The organism is Pseudomonas sp. 3296, from assembly GCF_031456615.1.
Classification (GTDB): domain Bacteria; phylum Pseudomonadota; class Gammaproteobacteria; order Pseudomonadales; family Pseudomonadaceae; genus Aquipseudomonas; species Aquipseudomonas mucoides.
Map to the genome: position 1 here is coordinate 14,439 of NZ_JAVDUY010000015.1, position 12,752 is coordinate 27,190.

Genomic DNA, 12,752 nt, shown 5'->3' on the forward strand with positions numbered 1-12,752 from the left:
GGAATGCTCCCCGGATAGCATCATTCTATCCGCTGCTTGGTATCGCGCGCTAGCTAATTTTAGGCATCGGGGCGGCGTTGTAGTGTTGTTGCGGAACTTAGTTAAAAGATGGAGTTAAGTTTAGAATTAATGCAAGGCAGGTGTGTTTTGCGAGTTTTTTGTATAGAGTTTTTTTGGGTGGCGTCATTTGTTAAACATGTCAGCTTGTCAATTTCTTGGCACGATTAACGGCCGAGACAGAAGTGGAAGTTAGTTGTAAATCAGCCGTGGCGACGATCTCTAACCTGATGGGTCGCTAGAGCATTGTTATCAACAAAGTTTCGAAGTTTGGCGCGATCTGTCTCGAGTGTGGCGTAAGCGGTCGCGCGCTTCGTGAGGGCGGCCTGTATCTTTGGGGCGCTCCGAAACGTGCTCTCTGGTCTGCCTCAAGGATCCCTATATGTCTTTCGCTAGCATCGTCATTGCAATCATTGTTGCTCTACTGTTACTGCTCTATGTCATTATTATCTACAACAAGATGGTGACCCTGCGGAACCGTTTTCTAAGTGCCTTTGCTCAGATCGAAGTGCAACTCAAACGCCGCTACGACCTAATCCCTAATTTGGTGGAGGCGGCCAAGGCCTACCTAAGCCATGAGCGCGACACCCTCGAGGCAATCGTTGCCGCGCGCAATACTGCGCTCGCGGGGCTCCAGGCGGCTTCAGCTCAACCAGGTAATCCTTCGGCGATGAGTCATTTGGGCCAAGCCGAGGGGAGCCTTGCGAGCGCCATGGGACACCTGAACGTGACAATGGAGGCCTACCCCGACCTAAAAGCCTCGCAAAACATGGTGCAACTCAACGAGGAACTGACCAGCACAGAAAACAAGGTGGCGTTCTCACGCCAAGCATTTAACGACGCAGTCATGACCTATAACACCTATAGGCAGTCCTTTCCCCCAGTCTTGTTGGCTAACCTGTTCGGCCATAATGCCGATGCCAGCTTTCTGGTATTTGCCGATAGCATACAGATCCAGGACGCTCCTAAAGTGATGTTCAGCTAGCCCGCACTTGGAGTGAGATAATGAATTTTTTTGAACACCAAGACCGTGCTCGACGCCATACAAGCCTTCTGGTGTTATTAATGGGCGTGGCAGTTTTAAGCCTGATCAGCCTCACCAGCGGGGCACTCATACTGATCCTGCATAATCAAAAATCCCTGTTGGTTGCGCTCACTGATTGGCAGTTGGTCGGTGACGTAACTGTTGTGGTATTGGCGATGGTTTTAGGGGGCAGCCTCTATAAAGCGGCACAATTGCGGGCTGGTGGTAAGAAAGTTGCGGAACGACTTGGTGGGCGGCTGCTCAGCAACGAATCGAAGGATGTGGATGAGCATCGAGTGATGAACGTGGTGGAAGAAATGGCCATCGCATCAGGCACATTGGTGCCCGCTGTTTACCTGCTGGAAGATGCTGCGATCAATGCTTTCGCCGCCGGATGGGCGCCTCAGGACGCCGTTATCGGTATCACCCGAGGCGCCATGTGCGTACTCAATCGCGAAGAGCTGCAAGGTGTGATAGCGCATGAGTTCAGCCATATTTATAACGGTGACATGCGACTCAATACCCGCCTGACAGCGATAGTTCACGGGCTATTGTTGTTAGGGTTAACCGGTACGCTCATTTTGCGAACGGCGTCTTATCGCCGTTCATCATCGAACGATGACAAGAAAGACACCAATTTCTCCCAAGCGATCATGATGGTCGGCGGGACTCTATGGGCGCTGGGCTACACAGGGACATTTTTCGGCAATCTGATCAAGGCCCGTATCTGTCGTGAGCGGGAGTTTCTTGCGGATGCGTCGGCGGTGCAATTCACGCGCACTCCACAAGGTATCGCCGGTGCGCTGAAGAAAATCGGCAGTCATTCCCAGGGCTCGACCTTACAGGCTATCCATGCGCAGGAGTTCAGCCATCTGTATTTTTGCGACGGAGTAAAGGCTGGCTTGAGCGGTATGATGTCCACCCATCCTCCACTGGCGGTACGCATTCACCGGATTGACCCGCAATGGGATGCTAGGCAGTCCTAGCAGCGTTTGACGGCATTTTTGAGGGGGGGCATCCGCTCCAAGGTGCAAAAATTGAAAAAAGAATTCTTGGTAATTGGGAGGCTTAAATGCAACTTGAGCGCTATCAAAAGACGCGAGATCTGCGTGGTCGCGCTCAAACAGAGACGTGCGACTCGGGCGGATTTGTAGCTTTTTGGTCTGATCACAAATACGTTTCGGCGCGCGATCGAGACGGGACGGAATGGCTGCTCAAACACGGGACCGTACTTCGGGACATTGAGGCAGGCGACGAAGGCTTGATGCGCATTCATCAATCTCGCTTGGTGCGGCGCGACAGCGTGGATGAGCTATTGCGCATCCGGTACCGGAACAGTATTGACGGGTTCGGGGTGGCACGTGTGCTAGGACATGAATACCGTTTTTCACGCGATCATTGGCGTAAATTAATCAGGCAGCGACTGCTGGAAAGTGCGTCGAAAGTCCAGGTTCAGATGCGTTGATTATTAAGGTCAACTAGCAAGTCGTGGTTGCCAAATATGCGAGCTTTAGTCGGCGAAAATTGCGAGTTATTTCTTTCTGCTAGGGACATGGAGCTCCGGATAACTATCTGATATTTCTTGGCGTAGCCTGAGCCATAGCGGGGATCGTCAAATAAATTGGGCCAAGAATCAGGTTTGCGCTCACACAGTTAGTCGCAGATACATGGCACTTGGAATTGGCCTGGAAGTTCAGCGTCCCCACGATGAGAAAAACATTGAAGACATATAGATCCAGAACAGCTTTAAAAACGGAGTAGATTCGCCGTTTGCATGCGAAAGAGCATGCAGCTAGCACTCCGTGCAAACACAGATTCAATCTATTTCCTATGGTTTCAATGTGAAAAGCTAATGCGGATAAAAACACGCCTCCTAATTTATATCGGCATTTGGACTTTATCGCTAGCAGGCTTGCTTGGCTGGATGGCCCATGCCCAATGGCGAGAATACGCCTACAACCAACGTGCGGTGCGAGATGTCGAGCGAGCGGGGCTGGCACTTAAGGTATTTGAAATGGTGTCCCGAGAACGGGGGCCGACCAACGCCATGTTGGGCAGTGACAACCCTGCATTGAGCAGTCAGGTGCAGGCGTTGGCCGGCGCGCGCAGCAATAGCGACGCGGCCATTGCCCAGCTGCGGACTAGCATTCAGCAAATAGCTGGGTTGGAGGTCGCAGGTCAACTGGCGGCGCTGGATCGCTTGGGAGAAACCCTGGCGCAAGCGCGCTCGCGTGTCGACGAGTTGATCGCGCAATCTTTGCCCCGTCGCAACGGCGATAAGCTGGATGCTGTCATAGACGGGATGATCGCCGTTGCGACTCAGGCTTCGCCCATTGTCAGTCGAATAGCGCAGCCGGTAGAGCGTTACGGTACGGATTTAAACGATGCCGTCGTAGCGGCCCTAGTCGCCGCTGAACTACGCGAGCAGGCCGGTCAGCTCGGCTCGCAATTTACCCGGGCGCTGGCACGGCGCGAAGCGCTTACGCCAGGAAAATCCACGGTCATTGACCGTATTATGGGGCAGCTCGACATTAGGCGTGATGAAGTGTTAAGTCGCGCTAGTCGCTGTTGCTCCAGCCCGACTATCTCAACTGCAATCGCCGGCATGGATAAACAGTACTTTGGCGCAGGCCTTGGCTTGGCGGGACAAATGCGCCAGAGCTGGCAGGATAATGATTTGCCCACCCTGACTACTGGCGAGTTTGCGGCGCGATACGTTCCAACTATGGACTCCATTCTGCAAGTGCGGGACAAGTTGCTGGAGGCGGCGACGGAAAAAGCGGAGGCCAATAGCCGTGCTGCTGGCAACAACCTTATCCGGCTGGCGCTGCTGGCTGCGCTTTTGATTGCGCTACTGATTGCTCCTGTCATCTTTTTTGTGTATCGCCTGCTTAATACGCTGACCGTTTCCGCAGGCATCATCAAGGCATTGGCTGTGGGGCAGTTGGAAATCGCTATTCCAACACCGAAGCGGCAGGATGAAATTGGTGATGTCATGCAAGCTATCGCCGTACTACAGAAAAATAGTGTGGATCACCGCAACCTGGAAGATGAACGCCAAGCGTTGTTGGCTGAACAACAGGCAATCGTTATCGCCGCACCCTATGGTATTGCGATGGTGCGGGGTATGTTGATCGTACAGGCTAATGCACGGTTGGATGAATTGCTGGGGTATGCCCCGGGTGAGCAATTGCAACGCTCTCCATTGATCTGGACGGACCAAATCATGTCAGTAGAGGCGATGATCCAGTTAGACCTCCATGTCCGCGAGACACTGGACCGCGGAGAGATATTTCATCAGCAGATGCAGTTTTGCCGCAAGGATGCCAGCCGCTTCTGGGCCAGCGTGAGCGCTCGGGCTGTCGCGCCTGGGCATCTGTCCTCCCGGGGTTCAATTTGGATTATCGAAGATGTTACCGCCCAGCACGCAGTGGTTGATGAGATGCGTCAAGCAAGGTTATTGGCCGAGGACAGCGCGCGTATCAAGGCCGAATTTCTTGCCAATATGAGTCATGAAATTCGCACGCCGATGAATGCCATTATTGGCATGACGCATCTAACGTTGATGACGGAGCTAAGCGAGCGCCAGCGTGACTACCTTAGCAAGGTGCAAAGCTCCAGCCAGCACCTGTTGGGCATACTTGACGACATTCTGGACGTTTCAAAGATTGAGGCCGGTAAGCTTGAGTTGGAGCTTCGTGACTTCAGCCTGCTCCAGTTACTCGAAGAGGTACTTGATCAAGTACGTCCCCATATTGCCGAAAAAGGCCTCGATATGCGACTCAGTGTCGCTGTGGATGTACCGGAACGTGTGGCTGGTGATCCGCTTCGTTTGCGACAAATACTGCTTAACTATCTGAGTAATGCGGTGAAGTTTACCGAGCGTGGGCTGATTCGGATCGAAGTGAGGTTGCGTCAAGCCCTAGCGGATGGCTCGTTGTTGTATTTCAGCGTGACCGATAGCGGAATTGGTCTTTCGTCCGAGCAGGTAAAACTCATCTTTCAGAGCTTTCAGCAAGCCGATACCTCCACGACAAGGCGCTTTGGGGGTACGGGGCTGGGGCTAGCAATCGCCAAACAACTCGCCGAGTTGATGGGGGGGCAGGTAGGTGTTGAGAGTGTATTGGGTGAAGGCAGCCATTTTTGGTTCGAGGTCCGTCTACAGTTGGCTCGAAGCGCGGTGCCTGAAGGCGTAACCGTCAGGGACCCACTTGGCGATTGGAGAGTGGTCGAAGGCACGCGAATCTTGTTGGTTGAAGACACCGAGCTAAACCAGCAGGTCGCCTCTGAGTTGCTGCAGGCGGTGGGTTGTCGTGTGGATATCGCGGCAGATGGAAGTCTGGCGCTGCGCCGGTTGGCAAAGGAGCGCTATGATCTGGTATTCATGGATATGCAGATGCCGGTACTCGACGGTCTGGCGGCCACGCGCCTGCTGCGCCAACAGCCTGGCTTGAGCACGCTGCCGGTGATCGCGATGACCGCCAACGTCAGGAAAAGTGATCACGAGGCGTGCCTGGCGGCGGGGATGAACGATTTTGTCAGCAAACCCTTTGAGCCACAGACGCTCTACGCGGCCTTGCAGCGTTGGCTCCCTGGAGCGCTGATCTATCAGGAGCGCGCGGTGGTGCCCCCGTCACCGCCAGTGCCGATGATGGGTTGCGCTAACGCCGATTTGAATATCGAGGGTTTGGACGTGGCTGCCGGTTTACGTCGGGTGCAGGGCAAGCACAGCATGTATGCAGACTTGTTGCAACGCTACCTGGCCGGCCAGAGCTCCTTGATGTCGCAGCTGAGTGCTGCGTTAGCAGTCGGCGATTTGGAGAAGGCGCAGTTGTTGGTCCATAGCTGTAAGGGCATATCCGCTACGATAGGCGCCGACACCGTCGCGCAAGCGGCCGATGCACTGGAACAGCTACTGCGCGCAAATCGGCCTCAGGATGAGTTGCATATCTATGTAGAGGCCTTTGCTGGGCTACTGGAAGCACTATTGGGAGAACTCCGCAAGCGGTTACCTCTCTACGTCGAGGTTGAGCATGCACCGATAGTGGTCGATGCCGTCGAGTTACAAACAGTCTGCCAGCATCTCATTGTCCTGCTGGGTAGTTTTGATATCCAGGCAGTTGACTACTTTTCCATACACGCGGATCTTCTACGAGGCGCATCTCCCAACAGATTCCAGCGACTGGAGAACGCGGTGAAGCTGTTCGATTTTGATATGGCGCAGGTTTGCCTTAGAGACATTTTACTGGCCTATGAAGCAGGGGAATGAGTGTTAGGAATGTAGGAGAGCATGCACTAATAGCAGTAAAAAGGCGCGACTCAGAGGTTTCAACAATCAACAGCATTAAACGAACTGCAACCTACATCAGTGCGGGGGAAGCTGAAGGACCAACGTGCCGAAACCATAATAGGCTGGTGAATCTTTCGAATAGCAAATGGTTTATTGGATGATGTTTCTGAGTAGGGTAGAGAACCAGCGAATTATGGAGCCACTATGATGCAGGTTGCTGCTAATGCTACCGCCAGGGAGGTAAGGAAGGCGATTATACGTTTTTTACAGCTGTCATGTTTGCTGTTGTTAATTAATTTTTCGATGTTGGTCTTCTTTTATGATTGGATGCAATTTACGCAGTGCCTGGATAGTGATTTATGGGTAAGAGAAAAAACGTTTTTTTATTATGATTTTTTCGGCTTCGAATATGCGTCGAACCTTATGAGCCCTTGCCTTATTAAATATTGCGCCGGAATTTTTTCCTTTAGTATTTTTTATAGCGCATACTGGGAGTTTGTAGTCGCGCATAAGGCAAAAACCACAATCCTTATCATGTGGTTTTTAGCCGTGATGGTTGCGTTAGGGGCAGTATTTTTTACTGTTGACGTTATTTTGTATGACTACGACCTCCAAAAAATAACTATATTTTCTGTGATATTTGAGTTTTTTAGCTATCTCTCGATTGCGATCGTTTACTTTGTTGAGGGGTACGTAAGAGATGGGATTATTTTTTTTGCTATTACAATTTCTAGCACTTTTTTTTGGAGTCGAAGGGCGAAGTGCTAATCGATCAGGAGGGGATGATGTGAGGTCATATGGAAATATATTGTATGTTGTTTTGATGTCGCTTTCTTTTAGTACGTGGGCTGACTGCCCCGAAGCTATACCCAGCTTGATGGATAATCTCAGCAGGCCAATGCTCAAGGGTAACGAGATTATTGCGGTAGTAAAAGGTACCTTGGGTACTGAAGGAGATGAGGGCGGTTTTTTGGTCAGCACTGTTGAGGTGACTCAATCCTACGGCTTAGCAATTCCGAAAGGAAAATATTTGATTAGCTACACGTCTCATTGGGGGAATGGTTGTATTTTTGATGAAGATAGGCCAAGGCGACCAGATGAAAGTGAGATTGAAAAAGGCTTACAGGTCTACTTTGCGGTATCTCGATTTTACGGCCGTACTTTGGTCACGCCAGAATATGAGAGTCATGGCCTTTTTCTAGTTGAAAACGAAATTCAGTATGAAGACTCAGAGGGTACAAAGCGACACATTGAACAAGTCCTGTTTGAGCGTAACATATTGACCGGTGTGCCCAAGAAACTCTGGTTAATAGAGCACCCTTAATAAATCGGTGTCGAAATGTGCGAGTCACTGAAGACTTACAATATTTTAAAGAAGCTAAAATTTAATTAATGCATTGGTATTTTGGTGGTTGGTTAGCGATGAGGTTTTTTTACAATGTAAGTTATAGCGCGACAGCGACAATATTTTGTAATTTTTTGCCTAATTTAAATGATTTTGTTGATCGTTTTCCGAGCTATTGACCACCGTTTTTTACGAAAAGCCACGTTTCGCTGCATTTTAAGGGTGGGGAGTATCGGGTGAATACTAAACTCAGCTTGGTATTTAATATCCATTTCTGAAGGGGCGCCATCTAGGCTGAGTTTATCTCCGATTTCAATACTCTCCGAATCCTTATACTTCCCTTCACATCAGACGATTTTTATTATCATGGATAACCGCCAACGCAAAAGCAAACAGGGAAATGGGCGCCGCTACCGCATATCGAAATGGCTGCGCCCGCCGGCATCTCTGGACGTGGTGAGGCTTCAACGTGCGCTCTTCGGTAAAACGTTGCTGATTACCGGCGCATCTTCTGGAATCGGTGCGGCGACGGCCCGGCTACTCGGGCAAGCGGGAGTGCGTATCCTGCTCGTCGCCCGTAATGAAGAGCGTTTGGAGGAAGTGTGCCAGCATGTTCGCGCTCAGGGGGCTGAGGCCCGTTCCTATATCGCGGATTTTACTCAAGCGGAACAGGTACTGGCTTTAGTGCAAAGTATCCTGAGCGATTACCCTGTGATCGATGCGGTAATCAGCAATGCCGGAAAATCAATTCGCCGTAACCTGGTCGATACTGGATTGCGGACTCAGGACGTCCTGCGCTGCAGTCAGGTCAATTACACATCACCGGTTCTACTACTGACTTATATCCTACCGGGGATGATCGCTCGCGGCTCTGGGCAAGTCATCAACGTTTCAACCGTATCTGCCCGGCTTCCCGCTGCTCCATACTGGTCAGCGTATCAGAGTAGTAAGTGTGCGTTCGATGTCTGGTTTCAGTCGGCCGCAGCAGAATTGCATACATATGGACTTAACCTTGGGTCGGTTTACCTGCCTTTGGTTCATACCCCAATGAGCGCGCCGAGCGTCGTTTTCCAAAGCGTACCGGGCATGTCGGCGGAGGATGCTGCTGCCACGGTGGCTTACGCACTTCTATCAAGGCAGCGTCGCGTTGCGCCGTGGTGGTTATGGCCCTGCGAATGGATGTCCATTGTATTGCGTCGACCGCTGGATGCCGTCATGTCGAGGCTTTATCTCCGGGGGGTGTCGCCTCGACCGGGTGGTGCAGACAATGCGTGACAGGTGCATTGCCATGCTGTGGTGCTGGCAAGCATTGCGCAGCAGTCGCCTCGCGCATCCGTTGAGGCTCCTAGGCCGGTTCGTGTGGCTGAGTTTTCGCGACGGGCTGTCACTTTATACATTGGCGAAATTGTGGGCTCACGTAACGCCTACGGAAATCGCCTTGGTAGATGACAACCAAACCATGAGTTGGTATGAGTTGTTGGAGTCAGTCGATGCGCTGGTGGGCGCCTTCCATAGTCTCGGCCTACGACCGAGCGAGCGGGTGGGCGTAATGTGTCGCAACCATAATGGTTTTGTGCTCACCCTGTTGGCCTCGATGAGGCTCGGCGTGGATGTTGTGCTGATCAATACGCGCTTTGACCCACAGCAACTGGACGAGGCGCTGGCTCGACAAAAGGTCGGTACTCTAATTCTTGACCCTCAGTTTGACGCTCTGGCTCAGAAAACGAAATTCCGAGGGAGGTGCTTCTATAGCACGAGGTCACCTGACGGCCGGATGATTGGTATTGACTTACCTGGTTTGATTGCGTCAAAACGCTTTATGCGCTTGGAGCGGCGACCGGCCGGCGCACTGATCGTGTTGACGTCAGGCACTACCAGCATCGCGAAGGGTGTGCGGCGCCGCCTGACCTTAGTGCAACTCGCCGGTGTTGTGCATAGCCTGACTGTACGATTGAAATTACATTGCCACGAACGAACGCTCATCACCGTCCCTCTTTTTCACGGTTACGGCATCGCGGCAGTGGCATTAGCGATGGGGCTTGGATCACCGATGGGGCTAACATGCCATACCGATGGACGGAGAATGCGGGGGCGGGCCATTGAATTCGGAGCGCGGACTATCGTAACGGTACCGACTCTACTACGGCGGATTCTAGACGCTTCGTCGATTGGCACGTTAGATTCGCTCCAACGTATCATCTCTGGATCTGCACCGCTGCCATCAAAAGTTGTTCACGATATGGTCGAGCAACTAGGGCCTGTGCTGTACAACTTATACGGTTCCACTGAAGCCGGTCTGATTTCAATAGCAAGCCCAGCGGATCTTAGCGAAGCATCCACTACGGTCGGTTTTCCCGTTCGCGGTACCGGTATCACCATCAGGGGGAACGCAGAAGAAACGTTGCCCTGGGGGCAAAGTGGTGAGGTAGTGGTGTCGAGCCGATTGGTATTTGAGGGGTATACGCACGATTCGGTACCGATCAGTTTTACAATGGGATTCGGAACCGGGGATCGAGGCGTCATCGACGAAGCTGGCCGACTCTGTTTGTTAGGCCGCATAGACGAAATATTGATCATCGGAGGAGAAAATATTCATCCTCAACAGGTCGAACATCGGTTGCTGATGCTTCCCCAAGTCATCGACGCGGCGGTGGCCGGCGTCGATGATGACTCGGGTATTTTACAGATGGCTGCGTGGTTGGTGTTGTTGCCGGGGAGCCAGATTGAGCAGTCCGATTTTGCGGCTGTTCTACCCGCATATATGCGTCCTTCCCGGTGGCAGCTCGTCGACCAACTTCCGCGCAATGCAATCGGCAAACTTGAGCGATATCACTTACCAAAGTCGATTGGTCGAGGAGGGGACGTTAAGGTTCATTGCCGCTGACTGAAACTACTCCAGATGTTGATTTTTTTACTAGCTCGAGCAGGTGCGGGCCTGCGACCCGGCGTCCCAGAACATCCGCATCCATTCATGGTCGATCTCATCATCGAGCGACGTGTTACCCGCATCCAATATCAGGCTCATCTTCTGGCTCTTCAGCACGACCGTCAATGCGTCCAGAGCATGTGCTGAATACGCCCTGGTTGAAACCCGTACGAGCCCCCAAAAAAGTCTTCTTGATAGATCGCATTCAGAGCCGTGACGACCGCCTGCTGTACGATCTTGTCCTCCAGAGAAGCAATGCCCAGCGGACGCAGCCTGCTGTCAGCTTTGGGAGTGGAAGCTCGCCGCGATGGCGTTGCTCGAGAGGCTTCACCGTGGAGCCTTGCGTGCATATCAGCTACCCGCTAGAGAAGTCCTTTCTCGTATTCCCTCCACGACATGCCGTCCATGCTGCCGCTACGTCGCGGAACAGGGCATAGAAACTCTGCGCCATAACTGCGGTGTGGTGTGGTGTGGTGTGGTGTGGTGCAGCAATGTCGTGATCTGCGGATTTTAACTCCATAAATCAACTGATTTTCAAGGGCGGGGGTGAACGGGCTCACATCTTTTGGATTGGGTTTTTGCTCGGTATCCGAGAATAGCCCGCGATAAGGCATCAGCGTAGCACTACATCGATATGGCGCATTCGGTATTGCGATTGGCGCAAACGATCCTGAATTGCGTTCTTAAAACTGAGAGTATTGACGAAAGCATTTCGTGTTTGCGTTCACTATTGAATTGGTTCTGGATAAACCAGGCGAGAGAAAGGCGCCGGGAGTGCTTTCAAGTGTTTTATTTTCATGACGGCATCACTTGAAAGCCAGTATTGAATTTTTGATATTAATGATTTGTAAACGTGATTGCATCTATTTTTTGTATTTAAGTGATTGATTTTTTCTCTGTGCATGACTGCGAAGTGAATCCTTTGTTCTTGCCGGGAGATGCCGTTGGCTCTTTTAAAAATCACACGTAGTTTTCGTCTCTCTTGGGTATTATCAATATGAACAAAGTATTTTCAGTCATCTGGAACCAATCACTCGGTGTCTATGTCGTTGCGCCTGAAACCGCCACAGGCCGGACAAAATCTAATGTCATCAAGAAGGCAGCCTGTTTGGCGCTGAGTTCTATTTTATGGCTTTCGGCCACTGCTAATGCGACTGATGTGGTTCTATCGGGGTCGCAGTGGTGGACTCCGACCCCTAATAATAATGAAGTGGGCGCAAAAATTTTTGATACAGCAGGCGCTCATTCATTAACAGGGCAGCTATCCATGTCTAACGTGAGTGGTGCGGGCGTGCTTATGACTTATAACGAGGCTGCTGCTGCTGGTTATGTAGTTGCGCCTGATCTTTCGGGGTTGCAAAAATTGCTCGTCGGGCCCAAGGCGAGTTCTATATTGGTCGCAGACCCCATTACTGGCAGCATGCGTTCGGTGTTAGTCTATGCCTCATCAGCCTTTGATGAAGTTAGTTTAGGGGGGGACAAGTCGGGTACGTCGGATGTTGGCATTACCGTTTATCCACCTGATAGCACTGTTCCGTATCTCGATTTTCGCTTGGCAACAGTCAGTGCCGGGGTGCTTACAGTCGATTTGCCAAGCACTACCATCAACCCGGGTGTATTAAGAATAGTGCGTTGATTGAAGTTACTGGTGGCGAAGCAATATGGAAAAGCGGCAATACGATATTTTTTAGTTCGTCCTACACCTCGACAATCAGTGCGTCACAAGCTGCGCCCTACAATAAAAACCTGAACAGCTTGGTTTATAACGGAAGTTTTAGTGTGACGGATAGTACGGGTGGCATTACTTCGCATACGGTTACCGACTTGGGCTCCCTTAAGGTATACAACGACTGGTTGGTGGGGGAGCTCCAGGCAGGGCATATTCAGTCGACCAATTATGATTCACTATTAACTTTGGGCTACCACAATAATGCTGTGCCCGTATATGTTAAACCAACAGGTAGTGATGCCCCTCTAGATGCAAACAGCCCTTTGCTTCTCCCCGTGGGTGCGCACTCATTGTTGGAGGCAACGGGGCTGGGCTCAATAGCTAGAGTTACTTCTGGGTCTGCCGCCCCCCTAATAATTGCCCAAGGGCGACAGCTTTGAG

The 12,752-nt window shown here is 51.5% G+C and carries 9 protein-coding genes; all 9 read left to right on the forward strand.

All coding sequences use genetic code 11. From position 1 onward, the window contains the following. Nucleotides 1-439: 439 nt before the first annotated feature. Nucleotides 440-1,042, forward strand: a complete 603-nt coding sequence (locus tag J2X66_RS29105) for a LemA family protein (RefSeq protein ID WP_310271839.1) — start codon at nt 440-442, stop codon at nt 1,040-1,042. Nucleotides 1,043-1,062: 20 nt separating this feature from the next. After that, entirely contained in the window at nt 1,063-2,067 is a 1,005-nt protein-coding gene (locus J2X66_RS29110) for a M48 family metallopeptidase (RefSeq protein ID WP_310271844.1), read from the forward strand. 86 nt (nt 2,068-2,153) lie between these two features. Further along, nucleotides 2,154-2,546: a hypothetical protein gene (locus J2X66_RS29115; RefSeq protein ID WP_310271848.1), complete on the forward strand. Its 393-nt coding sequence runs from the start codon at nt 2,154-2,156 to the stop codon at nt 2,544-2,546. 459 nt (nt 2,547-3,005) lie between these two features. Next, the gene (locus tag J2X66_RS29120; RefSeq protein ID WP_310271851.1) at nt 3,006-6,350 is read left to right on the forward strand and encodes a response regulator; all 3,345 of its coding nucleotides are present in this window, start codon (nt 3,006-3,008) and stop codon (nt 6,348-6,350) included. A 721-nt stretch (nt 6,351-7,071) separates the two neighbouring features. Then, nucleotides 7,072-7,695, forward strand: coding sequence for a hypothetical protein (locus J2X66_RS29125; protein WP_310271854.1), 624 nt, complete (start codon nt 7,072-7,074; stop codon nt 7,693-7,695). A gap of 387 nt (nt 7,696-8,082) precedes the next feature. After that, the gene (locus J2X66_RS29130) at nt 8,083-8,991 is read left to right on the forward strand and encodes an SDR family NAD(P)-dependent oxidoreductase (protein WP_310271857.1); all 909 of its coding nucleotides are present in this window, start codon (nt 8,083-8,085) and stop codon (nt 8,989-8,991) included. A gap of 13 nt (nt 8,992-9,004) precedes the next feature. Beyond that, the gene (locus J2X66_RS29135; RefSeq protein WP_310271860.1) at nt 9,005-10,600 is read left to right on the forward strand and encodes an AMP-binding protein; all 1,596 of its coding nucleotides are present in this window, start codon (nt 9,005-9,007) and stop codon (nt 10,598-10,600) included. 1,039 nt (nt 10,601-11,639) lie between these two features. After that, nucleotides 11,640-12,278 (forward strand): ESPR domain-containing protein, encoded by a 639-nt coding sequence (locus J2X66_RS29140; RefSeq protein WP_310271863.1) that lies wholly within the window; start codon nt 11,640-11,642, stop codon nt 12,276-12,278. Beyond that, nucleotides 12,275-12,751, forward strand: a complete 477-nt coding sequence (locus tag J2X66_RS29145) for a hypothetical protein (RefSeq protein WP_310271865.1) — start codon at nt 12,275-12,277, stop codon at nt 12,749-12,751. Before J2X66_RS29140 ends, J2X66_RS29145 begins: the two co-directional genes overlap by 4 nt. The last annotated feature ends 1 nt before the right edge of the window (nt 12,752 follow it).